This is a genomic window from Lewinella sp. IMCC34183 (assembly GCF_003390915.1).
Lineage (GTDB): Bacteria > Bacteroidota > Bacteroidia > Chitinophagales > Saprospiraceae > Neolewinella.
In genome coordinates this window covers 127099-153240 of sequence record NZ_QMEM01000005.1, presented here as the reverse complement: position 1 = coordinate 153240, position 26142 = coordinate 127099, and the positions used below count along the sequence as shown (strand labels likewise).

Sequence of the window (26142 nt, the reverse complement as noted above, 5' to 3'; positions counted from 1 at the left end):
CCGGATGGGGCGGACCGTAGCTATGAGTAAGAGAGAATACGCGATCGTAGATATCGAAACGACGGGCGGCCGGGCCTCCCGCTCCCGCATTACGGAGATCGGCATCGTGATCTTCGACGGGGAGAAGGTAACGGAAACGTACGAGACGCTGCTCGACCCCGAACAGTACATCCCCGCCGGTATCGTGGAGTTAACGGGCATCACCCAGGAAATGGTGGCCGGGCAGCCAAAATTTCACGAAGTGGCGCGCCGGATCGTCGAGCTCACCGACGGGCGCATCTTCGTAGCCCACAACGCCAAGTTCGACTACGGCTTCCTGCGCGCCGAGTTCGGGCGACTGGGCTACACCTTCTCCCGCCGCCAGCTCTGTACCGTACGGCTGGCCCGCAAGTGCTTCCCCGGCCTCAAAAGTTACAGCCTTGGCAACCTGATCAAACACTTCGGTATCGAGGTCGACGCCCGTCACCGCGCCCTGGCCGACGCCCAGGCCACCACCGATCTGCTCGCCCGCTGTCTGGCCGGCGAGGACTGCGCCGAGGAAGCCCGCCGCCTCATCAACCACGGCATCAAGGAAACGCGGCTGCCCAAGCAGATCAAGCTGGAGCAGATCATGGAGATCCCCGAGGATACGGGCGTCTACTACTTCCACGACGCGAAGGGCGACGTGGTCTACGTCGGCAAGAGCACCAACATTCGCAAGCGCATCGCGCAGCACTTCAACGACCACACTAGCAAGGGCAGCCGCATCGCCGAGAAGGTGGCCGACATCACCTATGAGGTCACCGGCAGCGAGCTGGTCGCCCTGCTGCTGGAGAGCGAGGAGATCAAGCGTCTGCAACCGCGCATCAACCGGGCGCAGCGGGGCAAGCGCTTCAGCCACGCCATCCACAGCTACGTCAACGAGCGGGGCTTCCGCTGCTTCGACGTGGTCCGCAATACGGCCCAGGCCCGCAAGGAACTCGACATCATCAGCGAGTACCCCAGCATCTCTCGGGCTAAGGGCCGCCTGAACTTCGTGCGCAAGCACCTGGAGTTGTGCAGTGCCTTCACCAATATCTATCCCAGCAAGTCGGCCTGCTTCCACTACCACCTCAAGCAGTGCCGCGGCGGCTGTGCCGGCGAGGAAGCCCCCGAAACTTACAACCTCCGGGCCGAAGACGCTCGCCTGCACCTGCGCAACGTCTTCGACGACGACTTTCTCCTGTTCGACTGTGGGCGCACCCACGACGAGGCCTCCGTTATCCTCGTAGAGGAGGGCAAGTACCAGGGCTTTGGCTACATCGACAAGGAGCAGTGCCACGACCTGGCCACCGCCATCGACAGCGTGAAGCGCTCGGTCACGTATCCGGATACGGCGCGCATCATTCAGCGCTACGTGAGCGAGAAGGGGGGGAAGATGGTGAATTTGCGTAGTGGGAAGGTGGTTAGGTAGTAGGTTAGTTCTGTAGTTCTGTAGTTCTGTAGCTGGGTGGCTGGGGGCCTGCTAGGACCGAGTCGCCTTTGTGTGTGCGATGCCGGGAAGGTACTGGTCGGGGTGGTTCATCATATAGCTCAGCAGTTTGCCGACTTCTTCACATGCCCTTTGGTAGCTAGCATAATACTCATCGTTGAGGTAGCCGTGTTCCCTGGCGAAACTGAGCCACACCTGTGATTCGTAGTTTTCCGCTGCGGCGTCGGTCAGTTTAGCGAGAAAGTGTTTTGGGTACCGCCGCTTGGCGTAGGATTCCGCCAAGTTTGCACATACTGATCTCGAGGATCTGCGTATTTGATCCGAGAGTGCATACCGCTCGTGGACGGGAAAGCTTGCGGTCAGCCTGCAGATGGAGCTTGCTAGCGTATGCGCTTTCTGGTAGGCCAGCCAGGAGGTGAAGTATGATCGCTGCATATGACGGTTTATCCGCAAATCTCCCCCTGCGCTAATTCCTTAGCAACATTTATGCGTATATAGTCGAATATATGCGTTTACTTACACTTCACAAAGCATAAATAATTGTAAATCAGTTCATTATACAGAACTACAGAACTACAGAACTACAGAACTACAGAACTACAGAACTACAGAACTACAGAACTACAGAACTACAGAACTACAGAACTACTCACTCCCAAAAGGAATCCCCAACATCCCCCGGATACTCGAGTGATGCCGCTCGTCCATGTGTGTATCCACCCCGTAGCGTAATTCGCGGTTGTCGAGCTCGGAGTAGGTGCCGAACAGGCGATCCCAGACGCTGAAGATATTGCCGTAGTTGCTGTCGGTATAGGGCAGTACGTAATGGTGGTGTACGCGGTGCATGTCCGGCGTGACGAAGACGGTACGCAGGGCACGGTCGAGCCGGCTCGGGACGGTAATATTGGCGTGGTTGAACTGACTCAGGATGACGCTGAGGCTTTGGTACAGGAACACCAGCCAGATGGGGGCGCCCAGTACCACGACGGCCGCCGTGGTGAAGGCAAAGCGGATCACGCTCTCGCCCGGGTGGTGGCGGTTGGCGGTGGTGGTATCCACGTTCTGGTCGGTGTGGTGCACGAGGTGAAAGCGCCAGAACAGGGGGACACGATGCTCCGTCCAATGGGCCAGGTAAGCGCCCAGCAGATCGAGCAGCAGCAGGCCCGCCATAGCCATCGCCCAGAGGGGTAGGTCAAGCCACTGGAGTACGCCGAAATTGTGGTCCACGGCCCAGTCGCTTCCCTTCACCAGGATAAACGCCAGCAGGAAGTTGACGACGATGGTCGTGAGGGTGAAGAAGAAGTTGATGCCCGCGTGCCGCCACTTGCCGTATTCGGAAGTAAACAGGGGGACCGCGCTTTCGAGCAACCAGAATAGGGTCAGCCCGCCCACCAGAATGAGGGTGCGGTGGCTGCTGGGGATGGTTTCAAAGTAGGCAGTGATCGCTTCCATCCTGGGAAGATAGGGTACCCTGTCGGTCGCGGGCGGTACTTTGGCGGACAAGAACCTCCCTCCGTGAAACGTCTTTTTCTTAACGAGCGGGCCATTCTGGTGGCCATCATCCTCAATGCAGCAGTAATCTTTCTGCTGTACTTCCCTCACCTCGCGGACAATGCCCTGCTGCTCGGACTGGACTATGCCTTCATCCTGTTCTTCCTGCTTGAGGCGATCGTGAAACTGTCGATCCTCGGGCCGCGGCGGTACTTCGCTAGTGCCTGGAACCGCTTTGATTTCATCATCATTATCGGGTCGCTACCGGTGCTGTTGCTTGCCTTCTTCGACGTGCCGGACACGACGGTCCTAATCCTTCTGCGGCTCTTCCGTTTGGTGCGGCTGGTGCGGTTTCTCCGGTTCATCCCCAATATCGAACAGGTAGTAGAGGGATTGGGCCGCGCCCTGAAGTCTTCCGTGCTGGTACTGGCGGCGCTCTTATTTCTCAACCTGATGCTTGCCCTGGTTACCTGCCACTTCTACGCGGAAACCGCGCCGCAGTACTTCGGGGATCCCCTGGTCAGCATTTATAGCATCTTCCAGATGTTTACCCTGGAGGGGTGGAACGAAATTCCGAACGCGATCACTCCGAATAGCGCCAGCCCGCTGCGGGTGGGACTTACCCGCTTTTACTTCGCGTCCGTGGTACTGATCGGCGGTATTTTCGGTATCGGACTGGCCAACGCCATTTTCGTGGACGAAATGACCATGGATAATAATCGCGACCTGGAGCGCAAGGTCGATGCCCTTACCGAAGAGATCCGGGCCCTCCGCCGGAGCCTGGAAGGCTAGCGATAATCGGACATTATCCGCCCACCAGTAGCCGCTGGGTGGTGAGGGTCCGGCCCCGCTCGTTGGTCACGCTGTAGAGGTAGGTGCCACGGGGCAGCCGGCTCACGTCGAGATCCACCCGTGCCGTGCCGGCCGTTGGGAAAAAGGTTTCGCTGGATACTTGCCGGCCCAGTACGTTGACTACCCGTAGGGTATAGGTGCCCGGGTCGAGGCCTTCCAACTCAAACGTGGCTTCGCGGCTGGCGGGGTTGGGGTACAGTTTTACGCTGGCCTGGCGCAGAAAGGGTTCACCGACCGAGTTGGTGGCGTCGCCCCGGATGAAGGTAAGGCCGGTAATGTTTCCGGAACCGTCCACCGCAACGGTAGCGATGGCTTCCTTCTCCCCCGCGGCCCAGTAGTAATAAGTGGTTTGCGCCGGCTGACGGCCCAGAAAGTCGGCCAGATCGGGAGCCGCACTGGCCAGGGTGCCCGTGATGTCGGTATACCCGATAATGCTGAGACGCGCCTCCACGCGGTTGTCCATCACCTCGGTGCGTCGCTCGCGAAGTACGGTATAGGTCTGTCCGTTGATGGTGAGCGTACCGTAACCATCAACGAAGTCCTGCCGCTCGCTGGACGAAGAGATGCGTACGGAATCCACGCCGGTCAGGAGGGGACCGAACTCCTCGAAGATCGGGGTCGGCAGGCTATCCGTACTCACCGCAATACGGTTAATCGTGGAGGTAGTAAAGGATTCTCCAAAGGTGAGCGGCGCGCGACGCTCGGGGCGTGCGGGGTTCAGGGGAGCGGAAAGATCCATGGTGGGCAAAAAATCAACTACGCCGCTAATCCCCACCAGCGAGAAGTTTCCGTTGACTACCGAGTAGTACGCCACTTCGTTGGTCTCCGTTTCGAGGATGAGCTCCGCACCGGGGAAGGGCGCGTCGGCGGGAACGGGCGCGGCAACAACGTTGAAGTCACCGATTGACGCAATGGTGCCGAAGTCCCACACCCGGTTGGCCCCGCCGGTGAGCAGGTCGACGGAGACGTCCGCCGCCGCGCGGCTGTAGCGGAGCGTATCGCCCACCACGGGGAAGTACGCGTCCGTCAGGACGATCTGCCCGGGGAGGACAGCGCCGGCCAGCAGGAGAACAAAAAGGGCGTAAGGTTTCAGCATCGGGCGGTTTCAGAGCATCATAAAGTTAAACGCTGCAACGGGCAAAACGTGCTATCGCACCAAATTTAATGCTGTGTTAACCACGAATGGGGGCCAACCACCGATCGGCGGTTACCGGATCCCAGTTCTTTCGTTCGGCGTAGTCCCGTTCCTGGTCGGGCTGGATGCCCCGCACCGTAAAGTAGGTGGATTCGGGGTGGCTGTAGTACCAACCGCTGACGCTGGAGGTAGGGTACATGGCAAAACTGTCCGTCAGCTTAATGCTCGTGGCGGCCTCGGCGTCCAGCAGTTTCCAGAGTTTTTCCTTTTCGGTGTGTTCCGGGCAGGCGGGGTAACCGGGGGCGGGGCGGATACCCCGGTACCGTTCCGAGATGAGGGCGTCGTTGTCGAGGGCCTCGTCGGCGGCGTATCCCCAGTACTCCCGCCGGACGCGCTGGTGCAGGGCTTCGGCAAAGGCTTCGGCGAGGCGGTCGGCCAGGGCCTTGAGCATGATGGCGCTGTAGTCGTCGTGGGCTTCCTCGAAGCGCTTCACGTGCTCCTCAATGCCGATGCCCGCCGTAACGGCGAAGGCGCCGAGGTAGTCCTGTTTGCCGCTGTCGGCCGGAGCGATGAAGTCGGTGAGGGACAAGTTGGGGAGGTGGGAGGCCCGCTTGCTCTGCTGCCGCAGCTGGTAGAGCTCGTAACTGCGACCCGCGGCGGTAACGTGAACGGTGTCCGTGCTTACGTCCGCCACGGCGGGGTAGAACCCGATCACGCCGCGCGCCGTGAGCCACTTTTCTGTCACTATCTTTTCGAGCATCTCCCGGGCTTCGCGGTAGAGCTGGGTGGCCTGCTCGCCAACGACCTCGTCGGTCAGGATGTCCGGGTACTTGCCGGCCAGTCCCCAGCTGCTGAAGAAGGGCGTCCAGTCGATGAAGTCGACGAGCTCGGCCAGCGGGTACTCCTCGAACACCTTGGTACCGGTGAAGGTCGGGGCCGGTGGGGTGTAGTTATCCCAATCCAGCTTCAGTCCGTTCTTGCGGGCGTCGGCAATGGAGACGGACTTTTTCGCGGACTGCTTATTGGCCCGCTGTACCCGTACCCGCTCGTAGTCGTCGGTGATGGCCTGCCGGTACCGGGCCTGCCCCTCCTTGTCCTCGCTCAGCAGTTCGCTCACCACCGTTACCGCCCGGCTTGCGTCCAGTACGTGTACGGTGGGGCCGCTGTAGGCGGGCTCGATGCGCAGGGCGGTGTGGGTCTTGCTGGTCGTCGCTCCGCCAATCAGCAGGGGAGTGGTGAGGCCGCGGCGTTCCATCTCGGCGGCTACGTTGACCATCTCGTCGAGCGAGGGGGTGATGAGGCCCGACAGCCCGATGGCGTCCACGCCGAGCCGCTCCGCCTCGTCCAGGATCTTGTTCGCCGGCACCATCACGCCCAGGTCGTGGATGCGGTAGTTGTTGCAGGCGAGTACGACGCCCACGATGTTCTTTCCGATATCGTGGACGTCGCCCTTCACCGTAGCCAGCAGGACACTGCCTTTATGGGTTTCCTCGGCACCTGCGTCCCCGCCCAGTTCGATGCGCTCGGCCTCGATGAAAGGCTGGAGGTAGGCGACCGACTGCTTCATCACACGGGCGCTCTTGACCACCTGGGGCAGGAACATCTTACCGGCACCGAAGAGGTCACCCACCACGTTCATGCCGTCCATCAGCGGGCCCTCGATGACGTGCAGGGGACGGGGATATTTCTCCCGGGCCTCCTCGGTATCCTCGATGATGTACTCCGTGATGCCGCGGACAAGGCTGTGGCGCAGCCGCTCCTCCACGGTGCTCTCCCGCCAGCCCAGGTCGCGCTGTACGGTGCGGCCGCCGACGTCCTTGAGCCGCTCGGCGAATTCCATGAGGCGGTCGGTAGCGTCGTCGCGGCGGTTGAGGATGACGTCCTCGACGCGCTCCAGCAGGTCCTTGGGAATATCCGCGTAGACCTCGATGAGGCCCGCGTTGACGATGCCCATATCCATACCCGCGCGGATCGCGTGGTAGAGGAAGGCGGAGTGCATGGCCTCCCGCACCACGTCGTTGCCGCGGAAGGAGAAGCTTACGTTGGAGACGCCGCCGCTGACCTTCGCGCCGGGGCAGAGTTCCTTGATGCGGCGGGTGGCCTCGATGAAATCCACGCCGTAGTTGTTGTGCTCCTCGATGCCGGTGGCCACGGCGAAGATGTTGGGGTCGAAGATGATGTCCTGCGGGTCGAAGTGGGCCTGCTCGGTCAGGATCTTGTAGGCGCGTACGCAGATCTCGACCTTGCGGTCGATGGTGTCGGCCTGCCCCTGCTCGTCAAAGGCCATGACCACGGCCGCCGCCCCGTAGCGCCGTACCAGCCGGGCCTGCCGCAGAAATTCCTCCTCACCTTCCTTCATGCTGATGGAGTTGACGACGCACTTGCCCTGCACGCAGCGCAGGCCGGCCTCGATGACCGACCACTTTGAAGAGTCGATCATGACGGGTAGTTTGGCGATGTCGGGCTCGGCCATGACGAGGTTGAGGAAGGTCTGCATGGCCTCGGCGCTGTCCAGCAGGCCCTCGTCCATGTTCACGTCGATGATCTGGGCGCCGCCCTCAACCTGGTCGCGGGCCACGTCGAGGGCGGTAGGGTAGTCCCCCTGCTTGATGAGGCGGGCGAATTTGCGGGAGCCGGTGACGTTCGTGCGTTCGCCTACGTTGACGAAGTTGGTTTCCGCACGGATCTCCAGCGGTTCCAGGCCACTGAGCCGGGTGTTGGTCTGACGGCCGGGCACGGGGCGGGGGCGCAGGTCACGCACGGCGTCGGCCATGGCGGCGATGTGGGCCGGCGTGGTGCCGCAACAGCCTCCGATCATGTTGACGAGCCCGCTGTCGGCGAAGTCGCGGATGTAACCGCGCATCTCCGTGGCGTCCTGGTCGTACTCGCCCATTTCGTTGGGCAGGCCGGCATTGGGGTAAGCGTGGACGTAGCACTCGGCGATCTTGGACAGGGACGCGAGGTGGGTACGCATCTCCCGGGCACCCAGTGCGCAATTGAGCCCGATGCAGAGGGGGCGGGCGTGGGCGACGGAGATATAGAAGGCCTCGACGGTCTGGCCGGAGAGCGTGCGGCCGCTGGCGTCGGTGATCGTCCCGGAAATGATGACCGGCAGTTCGATACCGCGGTCGTCGCGCACCTCCTGCAGGGCGAACAGGGCGGCCTTGGCGTTGAGGGTATCGAAGATGGTCTCGATGAGGATACAGTCCACCCCGCCGTCCACCAAACCCTCGATCTGCGTCCGGTAGGCCGCGGCGAGTTCGGTGAAGGTGATGGCGCGGTACCCGGGATCATTCACGTCGGGACTGATGCTCAGTGTCCGGTTGGTGGGCCCTACGGCGCCGGCCACGTAGCGGGGCTTGTCTTCGGTGTGGAAGGCATCCGCCGCGCGGCGGGCCACCTCGGCCGCGGCCTTGTTGAGTTCGTACACGATGCCCTGCGTACCGTAGTCCTCCTGGGCGATCGAGGTACCGCTGAAGGTGTTCGTTTCGATCAGGTCGGCGCCCGCCTCCAGGTACTGCCGGTGGATCTCCTCGATCACGTCCGGGCGGGTCAGGACGAGCAGGTCGTGGTTACCCTTCAGGTCGTTGGGGTGCTGCTCGAAGTGGCCGTGGCGGTAGTCCTCCTCCATAAGTCCGTACCCCTGGATCAGGCTGCCCATGGCCCCGTCAAGTACCAGGATACGCTCGGAAAACCGCTGGGAAAGGGACGGACGATTCATAGGTGGTAGTTGGGGTCGGCGAGGCCGGTTCTGTGTTGCTTGCGGGGGGCAAAGATAGGTAGCCGGGGACTAGGGAGTATGGATTGAGGGACCCAAGGAGTGGTGGATTGAAGATCCGCTACAGGCATCGAATGAGGCTTCCTGCTTCAGCCGTATCCGATGGCTTGCGCTATTGTCCGCTACGGACATCGGATGTGGCCTCCTGCGTCAGCCGCATCCGATGACTTGGGCTACCCGACTCCACTGCTACTCTTCTTCTACAAGGTTATCCTTGGTCTCCACCGCAGTCAGGTCCCGGTGCACGGCAATGGCCGCGTTGAGTTCGAAGCCGATGATCAGGATCAGGGCGTTCAGCTGCAGCCAGAGCATGACGATGATGATGGTGGCGATGGACCCGTAGAACTTGGCGTAGGTATCGTAGCGGTTGAAGCCGTCGATGTAGAAGCTGAAGGCCACGGAGGTCAGCAGGCTCAGGATGGTCGCGAGGGTGACGCCCGGACTCACGTAGCTGAAGCGCTTGATGGTGGCCGCGCCATAACGGTACAGGGTGCCGATAATGACGTAGTAGAGCGTGAGCATGGTCATCCACCGGATCGCGTTGATCAGGAAGCGGCTGAAGCCGCCCAGCTTGGCCCAGTAATTGATCCAACTGATGACGCTGTCGCCCAGGATCACGAACATCACGCTGGCGATGATGAACAGGCCCACCAGGAAGGTCAGGCCCACCGCCACCATACGCTTGCGGAAGAAGCCGCGCTGCCGGAATACCTTGACGTAGCTTTTCTCGAAGGCCTGCATCAGCGAGAGCATCCCGTTGCTGGAGAAAAAGATGGCCAGCAGGAAACCGAAGCTCAGCAGGCCTACCTTCGGCGAGTTGGTGATCTCCTGTACGAAGCCGAAAACGATATCGCCCGCCTGTCCCGGCATCACCCGCTTGATCTCGTCGTACAGTGTCATGTTGAAACTGTCCAGGGCTGGAAACCAGATGGTCAGGAAATTCAGTGCGAAGGGGACAAGGGTAAAGAGGGTCAGGATACTGGGAAAGAGCGCCAGAAAAATGCTGAAGGCCACGCTGTTGGCCCGGGTGAAAAGATCGTCGCGCGTAGCCTCGTTGATGACGAAGACCACCACGTCGTAGATGGGCACGCCGTGAAAGCCGATGAAGCTGTTCTCCTTGGCATACTTCGTCGTCCCGATCACCAGGGGATGCTCGGTAAAGAAACGTTTGAAGGCCGCGAAATCGAAGTTAAGCTTGCTCAAAATGGGGTCGTATGACCTGTAGCAGGTATTCGGGCGCGGAGACCGTCCGCTCGGTAGCAACCTCCACGAAGCAGAGCTTGATCGACCCGCCGTTGACCAATTTACCCTTTTCGTTGTGGATCTCGAAGTGGAAGGTGATCGTTCGGTCGGGCACGTGGCGGAGGCTGGTGGATATGGTCAGCACTTCGTCGTAGCGGGCCGGCCGCACGAACCGCTGGTTCATGCTCATCACGGGCATCATGATGCCTACCTCGTTTTCCAGTTGGGCGTAGCTGCGGCCTACGTCGCGCAGCATTTCCACCCGCCCGATTTCGTACAGCAGGGCGTAGTGGCCGTGGTAGAGGTACCCCATCTGGTCGGTTTCGGCGTAGCGTACGCGGTGGGTCGTTTTGGTGGTCAGCATGCGGAGGGGGTTTTTGGCCCGGGGGCGGGTGCAAGGTAACCGGTTGGGGGGCAATGCGGTTGGGCTGCCGGCGATTCCCGGTGCGGGTGCGCAGGTCCCCTCCGGTCGGGCGCTGGTGCCCGTCGGTCGAAATACGGAGCATGTATTTTGAGTTATCTTTCCCCACAGCGACCTTTGACGTATGAAAAACAAGACCACCGCCGGCATTTTCGCCCTCGTTTTCGGCGGGCTGGGCGTGCACCGCTTCTACCTGGGGCAGAAAGGGCTCGGCATTTTGTACCTCCTCTTTTTCTGGACCCTGATCCCTACGGTAATCGCCATGATCGACGGCATCGTCTTTCTCACCCAGGACGAGGAGAAGTTCGACCGGAAGTATAATCCCGAAGTTTGGGCTTCCCGGCAACAGCAGGAGCACCATCATTACCACTACAACGCTCCCCAGCCGCCGCCCGCCCAACCCGCCTACGCTCCGGAAACCTCCGGACCGAAAAAGGACCCCTTCCGCATCAGCGCGGACCGCAAGTACGCCGACTACGATTTCGAGGGGGCCATTCACGATTACCGCCGCTCCCTCAACGTCGACCCCCGGCAGGCCGACGTCCACTTCAAGCTCGCCTGCCTTCACTCTATCCACGAGGATACCGACACGGCCATCTACCACCTCAGTCAGTCGCTGGAGCACGGCTTCTATGACTTCGACGAGATGGAAAAGCACGACCACCTGGCCTTCCTGCGCAGCACCCCGGAGTACCAGGCCTTCAAGTCCAACGGCTACCGCATCCCCGCCAGCGGACCCTCGCCCACGCCACAGCGCGAAGCCACCGCCGCCGCCGAGCCCGATATCCTGGAACTCAGCGACGACCTCATCACCCGTATCGAACGCCTGGCCCGGCTGAAGGAAGAGGGCATCCTCTCGGAGGCGGCCTTCCAGCGGGAAAAGGAAAAAATCCTGCGCTCCTAGTCCTGTCTGCTACGTGCTGACGGGCAGCGCATAGAGAAATGTAACCGCCGTACGCTATTTTGTGGGAGACGTTTCCTCACCTCCTCCATCGGACCCCGCGGGTCCCCCCACGCGTATGGCCAGTAACCCCCTCCTTATCCTCGCTATTCTTTGCGGTAGCGTGGTGCTGGCGGAGTGGTTGGTCCGGCGTACGCCGCTGCGGCACCTGGGTACCGCGCTGGTGGTCATCATCGTGGTGGCGGTGTGGGCCAACCTGGGCCTGATCCCTTCGGCCTCGCAGGGATCAGCGGTATACGACGGCGTCTTCCGCTACCTGGCCCCCCTGTCGATCTTCTACCTGCTCCTCGATGTCAACCTCGCCAGTATCCGGCGGGCGGGCGCCCCGATGCTGCTGCTGTTCCTGCTGGGCAGCGCAGGCACGGCGCTTGGCGTGGTGGCCGGTATGTACCTAATCGACGGTCCCGGGCAATTCGGGGAATTCTACCCCGCCATCAGCGGTATGTTCACCGGCACGTACACGGGGGGCAGCGTCAACTACAACGCCATTGCCATCCACTACGACATGATGCGGGAGGGCGTCCTCTACGCCGGTATGACGGCCGTGGACAACATCATCACGGCGGTGTGGATGGTCATCACGCTGGCGGTACCGCTGGTGCTGCGGAGGTGGGGGACCGGGGAAGTCCGTCGGGCAGTAGCGGTTGACGACGACGTGGAACGGGAAAGCGAGTCGGTGAGCGTGCTATCCCTGGGAATACTGCTCGGAGTGGGCTTCCTCAGCCTGGCCGCTGCGGACGCGATCACGCTCTGGCTGGCCGACCTGGGCTACGACGTGCCCTCGATCCTCGTCCTGACCAGTCTCGCACTCGTGCTGGCCCAGCTGCCGTACTTCCACCGGCTGGAGGGTGGACAGGTCCTGGGCTTATTCTTCGTTTACCTCTTTCTGGCGGTTATCGGGGCCTTCTGCGATCTGGCGGCCCTCGGGCAGATTGGTGACCTGGCGTGGGCGCTACTGGCGCTCGTTACGGTAATCGTCCTAATACACGGTACGCTGGTCTTTGGAGTGACCACCCTGTTCAAACTGGACCCGGATGTGGCCGCCGTCGCCTCTCAAGCCAACATTGGGGGCTCCTCCTCAGCGCTGGCCCTGGCCAAGAGTCTCGATCGCATGGACCTCTACCTCCCCGGTATCCTGGTCGGAGCCCTCGGCAACGGGCTGGGCACCTACCTCGGATTCCTGGTCGCCGGCCTCGCCTGATACGGAGCTACCGTCGGCAGCGCAGTACAACGCTGCCCCCGGCTGCGCAGTACGATGCTGCTTCCGGCTGCGCAGTAGCCCGCGCTCTCCGAGCGCGCAGCCCACGCCCGACGTTTCTCATCAAAATAGGGCGGAATCACTAACTCCGCATCCCTACCGCTCTCCCCTACAACAACGTCCATACCTTGGCCAGCAGCAAGAGCCCGATGCCCACCGGAATCACGTAGCGAAACTCCAGCGTAAGCCGCCGCCGGTCTGCGGCCGTGACCGGATGCCCGCCGTAGGCCAGTTCCTCGAACAGCGCCGGCAGCCCCCACACCCGCAGCAGGAACCAGCACAGCAGCAATTCCCCGACCAGCAGGGAAATGCTGCCGAACCACTCCAGCAGAAAATTAAAGTACCCCAGCAAGGGGTCTCCCATGCCGGCAAAGTTGGTCAGCCACGCCGGTCCGTCGGAGGAGCAGGAGCTGACCACCGGTACCGCCAGCACGAACACCAGCGCGCCGATGACGGGACCGCCCCAACTCCGTTTCCAGCCGAAGCGCTCGGTCATCGTGCGGAGCGCCGGCTCGAACAGCGACACCGCCGAGGTAAGGATCGCCACGCCCAGCAGAAAGAAAAAGAGCAGCCCGACCCACTGCGCCGCGGCGCCGTACGTCTTGAAAATCTCTACCAGGTTGATGAAGACCAGCGGTGGACCGCCGTATACCGCCCCCTCCACGTCGCCCAGCAGGGGGACCACCAGGAGCGCACCAAGTATCGCGACCACGGTGTCGAGGTGCACGATCTGCGGCGCGGCGCGCAGTACGTTCGTGTCCCGGTCGGCGTGGGCGGCGAAGGTCAGCATGGATACCGCGCCGAGTCCCAGACTGAAAAATGCCTGACCGAGAGCGTGGAGTATCCCGAGCTCGCCCGATTCGGTGGGGATCAGCAATCCCCGCCAGTCGAACTTGAACAGATTGGCGTAGTCTACTGCGGCGGGGCGCAGGATCGGCAGAGAGACGATCAGGAATACCAGGAGTACGGCCAGCACGGGCATGGCGAACCGACTGAGCCGCTCGATACCCCGGTGCAGCTCCCGTGAGCAAACCAGGGAGACAAGGGCCGTGAATAGGCCGGTAAACAGTAGGGCACGGGGAATCGTACCGATCGACTCGCCGAAGGCCGGCGCGGCGGGGGTCGCGGCTACGGTAGCGTAATCGGTAAGGTACTTCCACACGTACTCCAGCGTCCACCCCGCGAGGACCAGGTAAAAGGAGGCCACCATGATCGCGGTGAGTATGCCCAGCCACGCCACCAGTTGCCAGTTGCGGGAGGCACCCGGCCATTCGAATGCCTCCGTGGCGTCCGTGCCCCGGCGCTTGCCCATCGCGTTCTCCAGGACCATCAGCGGAATGCCGAGCAGCAGGGTGAACAAAACGAACATAAGAATATAGGCGCTGCCCCCGAAGTAGTGGACCCGGTAGGGAAAGATCACAAGGTTGGCTACGCCGATGGCGGCGCTGGCCGAGGCGAGTACGTGGCCGAGGCGGGAGAAACGAATAGACATGGCCGGAAAGATACCCTACGCCAGCGCCAATCTCCGACTGCCCATGGTCAGCAACCCCAGGGCAAACAGACCGCAGAAGGTCATGGTGCCCACCATGGCCAGGGGACTGTCGCCCTGCAGGACGCCCACCACCGCCGAGCCCAGCGCGCCGACGGCCATCTGGACCGACCCCATCAGGGCCGATGCACTGCCGGCGGTGTGGCGCATTGTGTCCAGCGACAGCGCGGAAGCATTGGGGAAAATGAAGCCCAGGCAGAACAGGTAGCTGAAGATCAGGGCCGTGGTCACGTACAGGCCGCTGTAGCCGACCAGAACGTCTACCAACAGCAGGAGAGCCGCCGCGCACTGCCCTAGGAGCGCCAGATGCACGATACGCTCACTCGAGCGGTTCTTCAGTACGCGGTTGTTAAGCTGGGTTGCCGTCACCAGGCCCGCCGCGATGATCGCGAACACAATGCCGTATTCCTGCTCCGAAATACCAAACAGCTCGAGGTAGAGGTGAGGAGAACCGCTGATGTAGGCGTATAGCCCGGCGGAGGAGAAGGCTCCGGTCATGGCGTACAGGATGAAGTGTCCGTCGGTAAGGATGGACCAGTAGTTGCGAAAGATAGCCCGCGGACGCAGGGAATACTCTTTGTTGATGCGGTCGTACCCGGACAGCAGCAGGTAGCCGCCGGTAAGGATGAGCAGGGACATTCCCGCCAGGATGGCAAACACGTACTGCCAGCCGAAGGCGGTGGTCACGAACCCCCCGAGGGTCGGCGCGATGATGGGGGAGACGGCGATGACCATCATCAGCAAGGAGAAAACCTTGGCCATCTCTTTGGTTTCGAAGAGGTCACGCACGATGGCACGCGAAGCGACCAGTCCCCCGCAAGCACCTAGGGCCTGAAAGAATCGGAAGAGAATCAGCGCCTCCACCGAAGTGGTCAGCGCACAGGCCACCGAACTGGCCGCGTAGATCAGCAGGCCGATGTACATGGGCCGCTTGCGACCGAAGCGCTCCAGCAGCGGACCGTAGATGAGCTGACCGATGGCCAGACCGACGAAGAAGCTCGACAGCGACAGCGATACCCGACTGATCTCCGTGTCCATATCCCGCGCGATTCCCGCGAAGGCGGGCAGGTACATGTCGATCGACAGCGGCCCGATGGTCGTCAGCGATCCGAGCACCAGAATGAGTAGGAAGCGGTTTTCTTTGGGATCTGGCATGGGGTAGGGGTAAAACGTAAACAGGGGGCCGGCGGAGGTACTTAGCCGGCCTTAACTCGGGGGGCAACTTCCCGGCCGATCAGTTCGATGGCCCGCAGCCGTTGTTCATGGGACAATTCGGCGCTGTCCATCTGAAAGGTAAGGCGATCAATACCTCCGAGGGCTTCGGAATGGCGGAGAATCTTTTCCGCCACCTCTTCCGGGCCACCTACCAGCAGGGCTCCCCGCGGACCCGCCTGGGCGTCGAATTGGGGGCGGCCCTGGGGCGGCCAGCCGCGCTCACGGCCGATCTTGTTCATGGTACGGGTGTGGCCGGGCTGGAAATCGGCAACCGCGCGCTCGGTGGTCTCGGCGACGTAGCCGAGGGAGTGCAGACCGACCCGCATACCGCTAGGATCGTGTCCCGCCTCCGTCCAGGCCTCGCGGTACAGGTCGATCAGGGGCCGGAAGCGGTGGGTCTCCCCGCCGATTACGGCCACCATCAGCGGCAGGCCCAGCCGACCCGCGCGGGCAAAGGAAGCGGGGGTGCCACCTACACCGAGCCAGATCGGCAAGGTATCCTGGGCCGGCCGCGGGTACACCGGCTGGTCGTTGAGTGAGGGGCGAAACTTGCCGGACCACGTCACCCGCTTATTATCGCGGATCTGGAGCAACAGGCCCAGCTTCTCGGTAAACAGCTCATCGTAGTCCTTCAGGTCGAAGCCGAAAAGGGGAAAAGCATCGATGAAGGACCCGCGACCGACCACCATCTCGGTACGCCCCCGGGAAATAAGGTCCAGGGTGGCAAAGCTTTGGAAGACCCGGACGGGATCCGCCGCGCTGAGTACGGTTACCGCACTGGACAGTTTGATCTGTTCCGTGCGGGCGGCCGCCGCTGCCAGGATCGTCACGGGAGAAGAGTCGAAGTAGTCGGGCCGGTGGTGCTCGCCCATGCCAAAAACGTCGATGCCGGATTTATCCGCCATTACGATGCGGTCGAGCAGATCACTCATGGACTGCTCAGCGTGGAGCACGTCGCCGGTGCGTTCGTCGAGTACTGCGGAGCCGAAGCTGTCAAATCCTATTTCCATACCGGGATATTTCGTGTACCAACCTGTAAAGCCGGACAGAGTTGTCTTCAAAAGAAAAAGCCCGGAACGCGGGGCGTTCCGGGCTTGTCTCTGGCAGGGGGAATGCTTATTCCTCCTCCTTGGTTTCGTCCGTGGTGGCAGCAGCGGCGGCAGCGGTGGTCGCAGCGGCTGCGCCCGTGTCCGTGTTGCTGTTTCCTTCGGCGCTGGATCCGCTTCCGCTTCCTCCGCGACGGCGGCGGCTGCGGCGGGTACGGCCCTTCGACTTATCGCCTTCCTTGTTGTAGACGTCGTTGAAGTCTACGAACTCGATCATGGCGGTTTCGGCACCGTCACCGAGACGGAAACCGGTCTTGATCACGCGCAGGTAACCGCCCGGGCGGTCGGCAACCTTATCGGCCACAGTGCTGAACAGCTCGGCTACGGCCTCCTTGTTCTGCAGGTAGCTGAAAACGGTACGCCGGTTGTGCGTATCGTTGGTCTTGGCCTTGGTGATGATGGGCTCGGCGTAGGTACGCAGGGCTTTGGCCTTGGCCAGGGTGGTGTTGATCCGCTTATGGGTGATCAACGCAATCGTGAGGTTGCGGAGCAGGGCCTTACGGTGGGCGGTCTTGCGACCTAAGTGGTTGAATTTCTTACCGTGACGCATGTCAGGAAATTTGCCGGCAACACGCACCTCCCGCTCGTATGCGGATCGGGCAACCGCGGAGGGGGAGGGGTAATTACCGAGTGGTTTACATAGAAACTACATCCTTGCGGATGACCCGGGATGGCGGCGGAGCCGCTTTGTAGTACGGTAGTTCTATAGTTCTGTAGTATGGTAGTCTACAGAACTACAGAACTACAGAACTACAGAACTAACTACTCTTCGTCCAGCTTGTACTTGCTGAGGTCCATACCGAAGGTCAGGCCCTTCTCAACCAGCAGCTCTTCAATCTCCACGAGGGATTTCTTACCGAAGTTGCGGAACTTGAGCAGCTCGTGGGTATCGTAGCGTACCAGTTCGCCGAGGCTGTTGATCTTGGCGGCCTTGAGGCAGTTGTAGGCACGTACCGATAGATCGAGGTCTTCGAGGCTGGTCTTGAGCAGCTTGCGCATGTGCAGGATGTGCTCGTCGACGATGGTCTCCTCGCGGGCACCGGTGCTCTGGAACTCGATCGGCTCGTCGGTGATCAGCATCAGGTGCTGAATCAGGATACGGGCGGCTTCCCGAACGGCATCCTCGGGGTGGATGGTACCGTCGGTCTTGACCTCCAGGATCAGGTTCTCGTAGTCGGTGCGTTGGCCTACGCGGGTGGACTCCACGCGGTAAGCAACGTTCTTAATAGGGGTATAGATAGCATCTACGGGGATCACGCCAATGGGGGCGTTCTTGGGCAGGTTTTCGTCTGCCGGGATGTAACCGTATCCCTTGGTGACGGTGAGCTCTACCTCCAGGTTGACGAAGGGCTCCATGGTGCAGAGGACCAGGTCGGGGTTCATCACCTTGAACACATTGGTGTGCTCGTCGATGTCGGCGGCGGTAAACTGTTCGCGGCCACTCAGGGTGAGGTAGATCTTCTCCTCCTCCATCTCGTCGTTCTCGATGGTCTGCTTGAGACGGACCTGCTTGAGGTTGAGGATGATCTCGACAACGTCTTCAACGACGCCGCGGATCGTTCCGAACTCGTGGTCGACACCGGCGATACGGACGGCGGAGATGGCGAAACCCTCCAGGCTGCTCAGAAGCACGCGCCGCAGCGAGTTGCCAATGGTCTGACCGAATCCGGGTTCCAGGGGCTTAAACTCAAAGTTGCCATGGAAGTCATCCGACTTCTGCATCGTGATCTTGTCCGGCTTCTGGAAATTTAGGATACTGCTCATACGTTATTATCTGACTTAGAGTGCATTGGGCCGCGGGGAGGGCGGGGCAACAACACCGGGACTATAAAAATTAGGTTGCCCCAACCGGCGGGCAGCCGAATCAGGGCGAAGAAGGGGTGGCCGTAGCCCGGTGGTGGACCGCGGCCACCCCTGTCTGAAAATTACTTCGAGTAAAGCTCGACGATCAACTGGGTGTTGATCTTCTCGGGAATATTCTCGCGCTCCGGGTAATCGAGGAAGGTTCCTTCCATCTTCTCCGGGTTGAAGGTGAGCCAGCCGTGATTGCGGACATCGCTCTTACCGTTCATGGTATCGCGGATTACCTCGAGGCCCTGCGACTTACCGCGGACCGACACGACATCGCCGGGGCGGATTTGCGTAGAGGGAATGTTATTGAGGCGGCCGTTCAGCATGATGTGGCGGTGCGACACGAGCTGACGGGCGGCGCGGCGGGTAGGAGCCAGGCCGAGACGGAATACCACGTTGTCCAAACGGGCTTCCAGGTACTGCAGCAACAACTCACCGGTAATACCCCGGGAGGCGGCGGCTTTCTTGAACAGGTTGAGGAACTGCCGTTCGAGAACACCGTAGGTGTACTTGGCCTTTTGCTTCTCCGTCAGCTGAAGCTTGTAGTCGGAGGGTTGGCGGCGGCGGCCGCGGCTGTTGCCGTGCTGGCCGGGCTTGTATTTCTTACGTTCGAAGGCGCGGCTGTACCCGAAAATGGGTTCGCCTAACGCACGGGCTTTCTTAGCCTTGGGACCGGTATATCTGGCCATAGTGACGTGATGTCTTTAGTTGTTGCTGAATGGTCTCTTCCGGGACGAGAGACAGAGTTGCATCTTACCACGGGAGGGTGGCAAGCCCGGAGGGAATAAGCGGTCGTGCTTAGACGCGACGACGCTTGGGAGGACGGCAGCCGTTGTGGGGCATTGGGGTTACGTCCTTGATTTTTGCTACGCGGATACCGGCACCGTCGATGGCGCGGATAGCGGCCTCGCGACCGGAGCCGGGACCTTTAACGTACACTTCGACGACGCGGAGGCCAGCCTCGTAGGCTACGCGCGCGGCGTTACCGGAAGCCACCTGAGCGGCGTAGGGGGTGCTTTTCTTGCTGCCGCGGAATTTCTCCTTACCGGCACTGCCCCAGCTGATGACGTCACCCTGCTTGTTGGTGATCGAAATGATGATGTTATTGAAGGTTGCCTGGATGTAGGCCAGTCCTTCGTTATCAACTTTTACCTTACGTTTCTTGACGACGCGGCCGCCTGCCTGTCTTTTAGCCATTACTTAGTCGCTTTTTTCTTGTTCGCTACAGTCTTACGCTTGCCCTTGCGGGTACGGGCGTTGGTCTGGGTACGCTGGCCGCGCAGCGGCAGACCCTTCCGGTGGCGGAGGCCCCGGTAGCAGCCGATATCCATCAGACGCTTGATGTTGGTCTGTACTTCCGTACGCAGATCACCCTCCACCTTATACTCGTTGGTAATGAGGTTGGAGATGGTACGGATGTCCTCGTCGGACCAGTCCTGCACCTTCGTGTCGTGATCAACGTTAGCGCGATCGAGGATCTCCCCGGCGCGCGTGCTGCCTACGCCGAAAACGTAGGTCAGGCTGATGATGCCGCGCTTGTTACGCGGCAGATCTACTCCTGCAATTCTTGCCATAGTAACTCTAGCTTAGCTTATCCCTGACGTTGCTTGAACTTGGGGTTCTTTTTGTTAATGATGTACACTTTGCCCTTACGGCGGACGATCTTGCAATCGGCCGAGCGCTTCTTGACGGAGGGTCTGACTTTCATAGTAAAGAGATTTACAACCAGCGGCAGCGGGCGGGGTTATTTGTAGCGGTAGGTGATGCGTCCACGACTCAGGTCGTAGGGACTCATTTCCACGGCTACCTTATCTCCCGGAAGGATTTTGATGTAGTGCATCCGCATCTTTCCGGAGATCGTCGCCTTGATTTCGTGGTCGTTTTCCAGCCGCACGCGGAACATTGCGTTCGAGAGGGCCTCTTCAATCACGCCATCCTGCTTGATCAGGTCTTTTTTGGACATGTTTTAAATTTCGGAGGGCAAAGGTAAGATTATTTTCTCACCTGCCCAAATGGTTTCTTAAGCTTATTTCACTAAGTAAAGGCCTGCCGGGGGTAAAGGGTTGAAATAGTGGGGTAGTAGTATGGTGGTAGTGTAGTACGGTGGTACCGTAGCTCGCCTCACCTGCCGGTCGCTGCGCGCCCGGGCCAGCGCAGGTCATCGGATGCGCGCCGACGCAGGAGGCCTCATACGACGTCCGGAGCGGTACCTACCGAGCCACCGGGCTATCCAGCGGCTGATAAACCGCCACCAGTTCCTCGTCGATGTTGTCGACGAACTTGAGGTTGGGGTTGTTGCGGATGGCTTCCTCAATGGGGCGGTGATCGCTCATGAGGTCGGCGGGGGCGCCATCGGGGCTGATGGCGATGGAGTGTTCGTAGTGGGCCGCGGGGCTACCGTCGATGGTGATGATGGTCCAGCCGTCCTCGCGGCTGACGACGTTGCGCTTCCCGAGGGTGATCATGGGCTCGATGGCGATGATCAATCCCGCCTTGAGGACGGGGCCGCGGCCGCGCTTTCCGAAGTTGGGTACGTCAGGCGCCTCGTGCAGGCTGCGGCCGAGACCGTGGCCGACGAGTTCGCGGACGGCCCCGTAGCCGGATTCCCGCTCGGTATAGTGCTGAACGGCGTGGCTGATGTCCCCCACGCGCTTGCCGGCGCGGGCCGCGTCGATACCTAGATAGAGGCTGTGCTTGGTGCGGCGACAAAGTTCCATGGTCTCTTCCGCGACGTCGCCGACGCAGAAGGTATAGGCGGCGTCGCCGTAAAACTCGTCGACCACCGTACCGCAGTCGATGGAAAGGATATCACCGTCACGGAAAACCTGGGTTTCGTTGGGCAGTCCATGCACGACCTCTTCGTTCTGTGACACCAGCAGGGTAGAGGGACAGCCGTACAGCCCCTTGAAGCCGGGTACGGCTCCATGGTCCCGGATAAATTCCTCGGCGAAGGTGTCGATCTCCCGTCCGGTCATGCCGGGGCGGAGCATCTTTCCCACCTCGGTGAGGGTCTCACACACCAGCAGGCAGGCGGCGCGGCTGCGCTCGATCTCTTCGGGCGTCTTGTAGATCATCTTGCGGCCTTTCCTCGCCATAGTTTTCTATTCGGTTTAGGGGTAGGTAACACGGCGAACCCGCGGTGGTTGAGTGGATATCAGGATTAGCCGGGGCCCCCGTCGCCGGTGAACGGCAGGTACCCCAGTATGCGCAGTTCGTCCTCCGTTTTGAAGGGGCGCAGGTTGCCGTCGATCAGGCAGTAGCGCCGATCGGCCATTTCCAGCACCCGCGCATAGTGTTGGTCGGTGAGCAAGATTCCCTTGTGTTTCCGCAGGCGACGAATGTCCGTCAGTACCGCGTCAATCATGTGGGGCGACAGGCCCGCGAAGGGCTCGTCCAACAGCGTATAACGGGTGGCCGCGTTGAGGACAAGGCGACAGCCGAACAACCGCCGCTGCCCGGCACTCAGGGTGCCGAATCGGACATCCAGCGGGTGGTCGAAGTCGGGGTAGCGGTCCAGCCAGGTCGCCGACTCCAGCCCGTAGGCCATCAGCAGGCAGGCCAGGGTAAGCGCGTGCGGATGCGTCCCCGCCTGATCCAACAGGTTGATGAGGCCGTCCTCCCGATAGGGTAACCGCAGGCGCCGTCCGTCGACCTCCAGAAAGGCGTAGTCGGGCCGTTGCAGGCCCGTGAGGATGCGGAGGAGCGAACTCTTGCCGCTCCCGTTGCGGCCAAGCAAGCCGACCACCTCGCCCGGGGCCACCCGCAGGCAAACGTCGCGCAGCACCGGTCGACGGCGGTAGCTGAGACGGATGGAATCAGCCCGCAACATACCCAAGGGTTGCGAGCAGCAGGAAGAGGAGGCCGTCCACCGCCGCGGCTGTCCCCAGCAGGCGCGCGCTGCCGTATCCCATATTATGATAAAAAAAGCGGTGCTGCCGTTGCCGCCGGTACGCGTAGTAGCCGAAGATCAGCGTGGTAATAACCTTAAAGTAAAGTAGCGGCCGCAGCGGCCCCGCCCCGTACTGGTACAGTTCCGAGGCTACGAAGGCGGACACCAGGGTGCCGGCGGCCAGAAAGCCCCTGCCGTACCACCACAGTACCCGTACCGCCGAAATTCCGGTTGCCACGGAAGCAAGATACCGTTAACCCGCCGGGCGTTCTCCTGCCCCCGTTCACCGCACCCGCGTCCGCGCGCCTCTGGTTGGCGGCTATCCATTTATGCTTTTACGTACCTTCGCGCAAATGGCGAAAGTAGTTGCAATAGCGAACCAGAAGGGCGGGGTGGGGAAGACCACGACCACGATCAACCTGGGGGCTTCCCTGGCGATCCTGGAGCGCAGGGTGCTCATCGTCGACGCCGACCCGCAGGCCAACGCCACCAGTGGCGTAGGCATCCCGGCCGATGAGGTCGAGGCCAGTATCTACGACGTGATGATCAATGACCTCGACGTCAACGAGGTCATCTACGAAACCGAGACGCCCAACCTGCACATTCTGCCCTCCAGCATCAACCTGGTAGGGGCCGAGGTGGAGCTGATCAACCGTTTCCGCCGCGAGGACGTGATGCGTAACAACATCACCGAGCCGCTGCGCAACCACTACGATTACATCCTGATCGACTGCCTCCCCAGCCTGGGGCTGCTGACCATCAACGCCCTGACGGCCGCCGACTCCGTGCTCATACCCGTACAGTGCGAGTACTTCGCCCTGGAGGGGCTGACCAAGCTGCAGAATACCATCAAGCTGGTACAGCAGCAGCTCAACCCCCGCCTCGAACTGGAAGGTATCCTGCTGAGCATGTACGACCAGCGCCTGCGCCTGGCCAACATGGTCGTCGACCGGGTGCGGGAAAGCTTCGGCGACGAGGCCTTCAAAACTATCATTCACCGCAATGCGCGCATCAGCGAGGCACCGAACATGCACCTGCCCGTGGTGATGATCAACGCCGGCAGCCGCGGGGCCAAGAACTTCCTGACCCTGGCCGAGGAATTTTTGATCAAGAACGGCGAACGCATTACCCGGTGAGCAGAAAAAAACGCCGTAAACCCCAGGTAGCCCCCGCTACCGCCCCCACCGTTGCGGAGGCAGGCGTCACCGGCCGGTGGCGATTCTTCACCTGGATGGTGGGCTTCTTCTTCCTGGCCGCCCTGGTGGTGCGCCTCGACGTGATTACCGCCTGGCCCGGCGGGGAAGGATACGCTCTGGCGCGGGCCCTCGATGCCGGCTGGGGCGATTACCTGCCCGCCGCGATAAATCACGCCCTCATGGCTCCCGGGGAGGCGATCGATCCGGCCACCGACGCCGAATTTCTCTTCCCCCGCCTGCTTTCCGCCCTGTGGCTGGTGCTGGCGGCCTTCTTTACCTACCGATGGACCAGCCGGCTCTTCGGTAAGCAGACCGCCCAATTGGCGCTGCTCTGCGCCGCCTCCTCCTTTTTCCTACCCTTCTTCGGCAAGGTAGCTACCGCCGATACCCTCGCCCTGCTCGGGCACTCGGGAATGTTCTGGTCGGTCTTGCTGTACGGCCTCGCCGACGACCACAAGAAGATCTACGCCTTCGGGGTGTTTGCCCTGCTCGGGGCCATTGCCGCGCCCGTCTCCACCCTGCTGCTTTCCATGATGCTCGTGGTGTTGGCCGTTTTCCAGCGCACCGAATACGCCTGGCAGACCCCGGCGGCCGTCGCCGTCGGGATCAGCTGCCTGGTACTTGCCATCCAGGGTCCTCAGGGGGCCAATACCTACTGGTATTACGGGCAGGAGGACAGTCGCGCCTTCGATCTGCTCTACTACGGCCTGCTCGGCATGTTGCCGGTGGCCGGCTGGGTGGTGGGCGGCGTCCGCGATCTCGTGTTCAAGGGCCGGCAGTTCGAGCAGTTCGCGCTTATCGTGGTTATGGCGCTGGTGGTGACGTTGCTGGCGCAGTCACTCTTTTTCATGTACCTGGTGGCGCTGGTCGCAGGCAAACAGATGCAACTCTACTTCCGCGAGGAAAACTACCCCTGGAAGGACTGGGTCAAGAGTACCGCCGTCATTCACCTGGTGTTCGCCTTCGTCGCGGCCGTCGTCCTGCTGGCGGGCGGCGCGATCGCCTTTCCCGGGGAGGGCTTTCGGGCGGCCCTCGGTATGGGCGCGGCCTACTGGATCTTCAGCCTGCTGGCCGTGCTGGGGTTGTTCGGCGAACGGCGCGACTTCGCCATCGGCGGCTCCGTGCTGTCGGGAGTGCTCACCGTACTGTTCTTTTGGGTGCAGGTGTACCCCTACGTAGAGGTGGAACGGTCGTGGCCCGACGACCTTTTGCGGGTGGCTGACGTAGCCCCGTCCACCCTGCAGATACCCGACGAGGCCTACGAGAGCGAACTGAGTACGGCGCTTCCCTACTTCCGGCAGGCGGGCTGGACGCTGGTCCGCGACACCGGCGAATACCGCCTGGTGGAGTACCCCCTTAGCGACAGCACCGCGGCGGGCGGCGGCGCGCAGGTGCGGGGTCGGGCCATTATCCGTCAGCGCCGGTTCGGCCTCGAGCGGCAATAGCGGCGAATCAGTCGATCACCTTTCCCTCCTTCATGACGAAGTTGACCTCGGTCATCGTGGCGATGTCATCGACCGGGTTACCGGGGACGGCCACGATGTCGGCTACGTAACCGGTGCGAATGCGGCCCAGGTCATCGCCGCGACCGAGCACCCCGGCCGCGGTGGCGGTGGCCGAACGGATCGCCTCCAGGGCGGGTACACCGGCTTCGACCAGGTAGATGAACTCCCGGGCGTTGTCGCCGTGGGGGCTCACGCCGGTGTCCGTTCCGAAGGCGATCGGTACGCCCCGGGCGTAGGCCCGTTTGAAGGTGGCCTGCAGCTCGCGACCGATGTTCAGGGCCTTCGGTACGATGATGGCGGGAAAGTACCCTTCCACCTTGGCCTTTTCCGCGACGAACTTGCCCGCGCTCAGGGTGGGCACGTAGTAGGTGCCGTGCTCGATCATGAGGTCCATGACCTCCTCATCCATCAGGCTGCCGTGCTCGATGGTGTTGATACCGGCGATGACCGCACGCTTCATGCCTTCGGTACCGTGGGCGTGGGCGGCGGTGGTCATCCCATAATCTTTCGCCGCGGCCACGATGGCGTTGAGTTCTTCCTGGGTGAACTGGGGGCCGGAACCGTCCTTGGCCACGCTGAGCACGCCTCCGGTGGCGGTCACCTTGATGCAGTCGGCACCATTCTGGTACCGGTGGCGGACGGCGTCGTAGGCTTCTTCCGGACCGCTGATGACTCCTTCGGCGGGGCCGGCGTCGTAGGCCAGCTCGCGGTTGCGGCCGTTACTCGGATCGGCGTGGCCGCCGGTGGTGCCGATGGCTTTTTCGGCCGTGTAGATGCGGGGCCCCTGGATGTACCCGCGGTTGATGGCGTTACGTAGACTTACGTTGACCCCGCTGCCCCCCAGGTCACGAACCGTGGTAAAGCCGGCCTTCAGCGTCTTTTCGCAGTAGCCGGTAGCTCGGAGGGCTACGTCGGCCGGGTCCAGGGTGAAGGATTCCAGGTAGCGATTGGGGCTGCTTTCTCCTTCGATGTGTACGTGAAGGTCGATCAGGCCGGGCATGACCGTGCGGTCGCGGAGGTCGATTACCTCGCCACCTTCGGCCGGTTGGGTGTAGCCGTCCTCTACCGCGGTGATGGTGCCGTCGGTTACGACAACTGTCTTTCCGGTCAGTACCTCATCGGATTCTCCGTTGATCAGGCGGCCGCAGTGCAGGTAGGTCACTTCCTGACCGATGAGCAGCAGAGGAAACAGGAGGAGCAGGGTGAGTAGCGCTTTCATACCGGGGAAGGTATTAACATCCCT

The 26142-nt window shown here is 61.5% G+C and carries 26 protein-coding genes and 1 pseudogene; 7 read left to right on the top strand and 20 right to left on the bottom strand.

What is annotated here, in order from left to right; all coding sequences use genetic code 11:
• Positions 1 to 22: 22 nt before the first annotated feature.
• Positions 23 to 1432, top strand: a complete 1410-nt coding sequence (locus DQG19_RS12475) for an exonuclease domain-containing protein (protein ID WP_116126830.1) — start codon at positions 23 to 25, stop codon at positions 1430 to 1432.
• A 51-nt stretch (positions 1433 to 1483) separates the two neighbouring features.
• Here the strand turns inward: DQG19_RS12475 and DQG19_RS12470 are convergent, their stop codons facing one another.
• Positions 1484 to 1885 carry a four helix bundle protein gene (locus tag DQG19_RS12470; RefSeq protein WP_116126596.1) on the bottom strand — a complete coding sequence of 134 codons (402 nt, stop codon included), beginning with the start codon at positions 1883 to 1885 and terminating at the stop codon, positions 1484 to 1486.
• A 210-nt stretch (positions 1886 to 2095) separates the two neighbouring features.
• On the bottom strand, positions 2096 to 2902 hold the full coding sequence (locus DQG19_RS12465; RefSeq protein ID WP_116126595.1) for a sterol desaturase family protein: 807 nt from the start codon (positions 2900 to 2902) through the stop codon (positions 2096 to 2098).
• Positions 2903 to 2965: 63 nt separating this feature from the next.
• On the opposite strand from DQG19_RS12465, the gene DQG19_RS12460 reads away from it, so the two are divergent.
• A complete protein-coding gene (locus DQG19_RS12460; RefSeq protein WP_232826512.1) occupies positions 2966 to 3733 on the top strand; it encodes an ion transporter in 768 nt (255 codons plus the stop codon).
• 13 nt (positions 3734 to 3746) lie between these two features.
• Here the strand turns inward: DQG19_RS12460 and DQG19_RS12455 are convergent, their stop codons facing one another.
• The 4 genes from DQG19_RS12455 to DQG19_RS12440 form a co-directional block, all read right to left on the bottom strand.
• Positions 3747 to 4889, bottom strand: coding sequence for a T9SS type A sorting domain-containing protein (locus tag DQG19_RS12455; protein WP_116126594.1), 1143 nt, complete (start codon positions 4887 to 4889; stop codon positions 3747 to 3749).
• Positions 4890 to 4965: 76 nt separating this feature from the next.
• Complete coding sequence (gene metH, locus DQG19_RS12450) at positions 4966 to 8649, bottom strand: methionine synthase (protein WP_116126593.1); 3684 nt, start codon at positions 8647 to 8649, stop codon at positions 4966 to 4968.
• Between the two features lie 246 nt (positions 8650 to 8895).
• The gene (locus DQG19_RS12445; protein WP_116126592.1) at positions 8896 to 9909 is read right to left on the bottom strand and encodes a YihY/virulence factor BrkB family protein; all 1014 of its coding nucleotides are present in this window, start codon (positions 9907 to 9909) and stop codon (positions 8896 to 8898) included.
• Positions 9896 to 10312, bottom strand: coding sequence for an acyl-CoA thioesterase (locus DQG19_RS12440; RefSeq protein WP_116126591.1), 417 nt, complete (start codon positions 10310 to 10312; stop codon positions 9896 to 9898). The genes DQG19_RS12445 and DQG19_RS12440 overlap by 14 nt, the downstream gene beginning before the upstream one ends.
• Before the next feature lie 181 nt (positions 10313 to 10493).
• Between DQG19_RS12440 and DQG19_RS21660 the strand changes: the two are divergent.
• The 3 genes and pseudogenes from DQG19_RS21660 to DQG19_RS12430 form a co-directional block, all read left to right on the top strand.
• Positions 10494 to 10691, top strand: a pseudogene (locus DQG19_RS21660) (TM2 domain-containing protein); the annotation flags it as partial.
• Positions 10692 to 10817: 126 nt separating this feature from the next.
• The gene (locus DQG19_RS21655; RefSeq protein WP_410503629.1) at positions 10818 to 11273 is read left to right on the top strand and encodes a TPR end-of-group domain-containing protein; all 456 of its coding nucleotides are present in this window, start codon (positions 10818 to 10820) and stop codon (positions 11271 to 11273) included.
• A 115-nt stretch (positions 11274 to 11388) separates the two neighbouring features.
• Entirely contained in the window at positions 11389 to 12531 is a 1143-nt protein-coding gene (locus DQG19_RS12430; RefSeq protein WP_116126589.1) for a DUF819 domain-containing protein, read from the top strand.
• A gap of 166 nt (positions 12532 to 12697) precedes the next feature.
• Here DQG19_RS12430 and DQG19_RS12425 read toward each other — a convergent pair whose 3' ends face one another.
• The 13 genes from DQG19_RS12425 to DQG19_RS12365 form a co-directional block, all read right to left on the bottom strand.
• A complete protein-coding gene (locus DQG19_RS12425) occupies positions 12698 to 14080 on the bottom strand; it encodes a sodium-dependent transporter (protein WP_116126588.1) in 1383 nt (460 codons plus the stop codon).
• A 15-nt stretch (positions 14081 to 14095) separates the two neighbouring features.
• Positions 14096 to 15292, bottom strand: a complete 1197-nt coding sequence (locus DQG19_RS12420) for a multidrug effflux MFS transporter (RefSeq protein ID WP_116126587.1) — start codon at positions 15290 to 15292, stop codon at positions 14096 to 14098.
• Positions 15293 to 15333: 41 nt separating this feature from the next.
• Positions 15334 to 16362, bottom strand: a complete 1029-nt coding sequence (locus tag DQG19_RS12415; protein WP_116126586.1) for an LLM class flavin-dependent oxidoreductase — start codon at positions 16360 to 16362, stop codon at positions 15334 to 15336.
• A 106-nt stretch (positions 16363 to 16468) separates the two neighbouring features.
• The gene (gene rplQ, locus DQG19_RS21650; RefSeq protein WP_116126585.1) at positions 16469 to 17008 is read right to left on the bottom strand and encodes a 50S ribosomal protein L17; all 540 of its coding nucleotides are present in this window, start codon (positions 17006 to 17008) and stop codon (positions 16469 to 16471) included.
• 212 nt (positions 17009 to 17220) lie between these two features.
• A complete protein-coding gene (locus DQG19_RS12405; protein WP_116126584.1) occupies positions 17221 to 18222 on the bottom strand; it encodes a DNA-directed RNA polymerase subunit alpha in 1002 nt (333 codons plus the stop codon).
• Positions 18223 to 18383: 161 nt separating this feature from the next.
• A complete protein-coding gene (gene rpsD / locus DQG19_RS12400) occupies positions 18384 to 18998 on the bottom strand; it encodes a 30S ribosomal protein S4 (protein WP_116126583.1) in 615 nt (204 codons plus the stop codon).
• 109 nt (positions 18999 to 19107) lie between these two features.
• The gene (rpsK, locus tag DQG19_RS12395; RefSeq protein WP_116126582.1) at positions 19108 to 19506 is read right to left on the bottom strand and encodes a 30S ribosomal protein S11; all 399 of its coding nucleotides are present in this window, start codon (positions 19504 to 19506) and stop codon (positions 19108 to 19110) included.
• Complete coding sequence (gene rpsM / locus DQG19_RS12390; protein WP_116126581.1) at positions 19506 to 19883, bottom strand: 30S ribosomal protein S13; 378 nt, start codon at positions 19881 to 19883, stop codon at positions 19506 to 19508. Before rpsM ends, rpsK begins: the two co-directional genes overlap by 1 nt.
• 17 nt (positions 19884 to 19900) lie before the next feature.
• Positions 19901 to 20017, bottom strand: a complete 117-nt coding sequence (gene ykgO, locus DQG19_RS12385) for a type B 50S ribosomal protein L36 (protein WP_072010990.1) — start codon at positions 20015 to 20017, stop codon at positions 19901 to 19903.
• Between the two features lie 36 nt (positions 20018 to 20053).
• On the bottom strand, positions 20054 to 20272 hold the full coding sequence (gene infA, locus DQG19_RS12380) for a translation initiation factor IF-1 (protein ID WP_099105792.1): 219 nt from the start codon (positions 20270 to 20272) through the stop codon (positions 20054 to 20056).
• Positions 20273 to 20519: 247 nt separating this feature from the next.
• Positions 20520 to 21404 (bottom strand): type I methionyl aminopeptidase, encoded by an 885-nt coding sequence (gene map / locus DQG19_RS12375; protein ID WP_232826511.1) that lies wholly within the window; start codon positions 21402 to 21404, stop codon positions 20520 to 20522.
• Positions 21405 to 21469: 65 nt separating this feature from the next.
• Positions 21470 to 22138, bottom strand: coding sequence for an ATP-binding cassette domain-containing protein (locus DQG19_RS12370; protein WP_116126579.1), 669 nt, complete (start codon positions 22136 to 22138; stop codon positions 21470 to 21472).
• Entirely contained in the window at positions 22125 to 22436 is a 312-nt protein-coding gene (locus DQG19_RS12365; RefSeq protein ID WP_116126578.1) for a hypothetical protein, read from the bottom strand. Before DQG19_RS12365 ends, DQG19_RS12370 begins: the two co-directional genes overlap by 14 nt.
• Positions 22437 to 22551: 115 nt before the next feature.
• Between DQG19_RS12365 and DQG19_RS12360 the strand changes: the two genes are divergently transcribed.
• The gene (locus DQG19_RS12360) at positions 22552 to 23334 is read left to right on the top strand and encodes a ParA family protein (RefSeq protein ID WP_116126577.1); all 783 of its coding nucleotides are present in this window, start codon (positions 22552 to 22554) and stop codon (positions 23332 to 23334) included.
• Positions 23331 to 24839, top strand: a complete 1509-nt coding sequence (locus tag DQG19_RS12355) for an ArnT family glycosyltransferase (protein WP_116126576.1) — start codon at positions 23331 to 23333, stop codon at positions 24837 to 24839. Before DQG19_RS12360 ends, DQG19_RS12355 begins: the two co-directional genes overlap by 4 nt.
• 7 nt (positions 24840 to 24846) lie before the next feature.
• Here DQG19_RS12355 and DQG19_RS12350 read toward each other — a convergent pair whose 3' ends face one another.
• Positions 24847 to 26118 carry a metal-dependent hydrolase family protein gene (locus tag DQG19_RS12350; protein WP_116126575.1) on the bottom strand — a complete coding sequence of 424 codons (1272 nt, stop codon included), beginning with the start codon at positions 26116 to 26118 and terminating at the stop codon, positions 24847 to 24849.
• Positions 26119 to 26142: the final 24 nt, after the last annotated feature.

What these genes read in the sequence shown, in the direction of transcription:
- DQG19_RS12425 (WP_116126588.1), bottom strand. Translation starts at nt 14,080, where the DNA reads ATGTCTATTCGTTTCTCCCGCCTCGGCCACGTACTCGCCTCGGCCAGC.
- DQG19_RS12465 (WP_116126595.1), bottom strand. Translation starts at nt 2,902, where the DNA reads ATGGAAGCGATCACTGCCTACTTTGAAACCATCCCCAGCAGCCACCGC.
- DQG19_RS12455 (WP_116126594.1), bottom strand. Translation starts at nt 4,889, where the DNA reads ATGCTGAAACCTTACGCCCTTTTTGTTCTCCTGCTGGCCGGCGCTGTC.
- DQG19_RS12405 (WP_116126584.1), bottom strand. Translation starts at nt 18,222, where the DNA reads ATGAGCAGTATCCTAAATTTCCAGAAGCCGGACAAGATCACGATGCAG.
- DQG19_RS12475 (WP_116126830.1), top strand. Translation starts at nt 23, where the DNA reads ATGAGTAAGAGAGAATACGCGATCGTAGATATCGAAACGACGGGCGGC.
- DQG19_RS12360 (WP_116126577.1), top strand. Translation starts at nt 22,552, where the DNA reads ATGGCGAAAGTAGTTGCAATAGCGAACCAGAAGGGCGGGGTGGGGAAG.
- rpsK (WP_116126582.1), bottom strand. Translation starts at nt 19,506, where the DNA reads ATGGCTAAAAGACAGGCAGGCGGCCGCGTCGTCAAGAAACGTAAGGTA.
- DQG19_RS12415 (WP_116126586.1), bottom strand. Translation starts at nt 16,362, where the DNA reads ATGGAAATAGGATTTGACAGCTTCGGCTCCGCAGTACTCGACGAACGC.
- infA (WP_099105792.1), bottom strand. Translation starts at nt 20,272, where the DNA reads ATGTCCAAAAAAGACCTGATCAAGCAGGATGGCGTGATTGAAGAGGCC.
- DQG19_RS12370 (WP_116126579.1), bottom strand. Translation starts at nt 22,138, where the DNA reads ATGTTGCGGGCTGATTCCATCCGTCTCAGCTACCGCCGTCGACCGGTG.
- DQG19_RS12470 (WP_116126596.1), bottom strand. Translation starts at nt 1,885, where the DNA reads ATGCAGCGATCATACTTCACCTCCTGGCTGGCCTACCAGAAAGCGCAT.
- map (WP_232826511.1), bottom strand. Translation starts at nt 21,404, where the DNA reads ATGGCGAGGAAAGGCCGCAAGATGATCTACAAGACGCCCGAAGAGATC.
- DQG19_RS12430 (WP_116126589.1), top strand. Translation starts at nt 11,389, where the DNA reads ATGGCCAGTAACCCCCTCCTTATCCTCGCTATTCTTTGCGGTAGCGTG.
- DQG19_RS12420 (WP_116126587.1), bottom strand. Translation starts at nt 15,292, where the DNA reads ATGCCAGATCCCAAAGAAAACCGCTTCCTACTCATTCTGGTGCTCGGA.
- rpsD (WP_116126583.1), bottom strand. Translation starts at nt 18,998, where the DNA reads ATGGCCAGATATACCGGTCCCAAGGCTAAGAAAGCCCGTGCGTTAGGC.
- rplQ (WP_116126585.1), bottom strand. Translation starts at nt 17,008, where the DNA reads ATGCGTCACGGTAAGAAATTCAACCACTTAGGTCGCAAGACCGCCCAC.
- metH (WP_116126593.1), bottom strand. Translation starts at nt 8,649, where the DNA reads ATGAATCGTCCGTCCCTTTCCCAGCGGTTTTCCGAGCGTATCCTGGTA.
- ykgO (WP_072010990.1), bottom strand. Translation starts at nt 20,017, where the DNA reads ATGAAAGTCAGACCCTCCGTCAAGAAGCGCTCGGCCGATTGCAAGATC.
- DQG19_RS12350 (WP_116126575.1), bottom strand. Translation starts at nt 26,118, where the DNA reads ATGAAAGCGCTACTCACCCTGCTCCTCCTGTTTCCTCTGCTGCTCATC.
- DQG19_RS12440 (WP_116126591.1), bottom strand. Translation starts at nt 10,312, where the DNA reads ATGCTGACCACCAAAACGACCCACCGCGTACGCTACGCCGAAACCGAC.
- rpsM (WP_116126581.1), bottom strand. Translation starts at nt 19,883, where the DNA reads ATGGCAAGAATTGCAGGAGTAGATCTGCCGCGTAACAAGCGCGGCATC.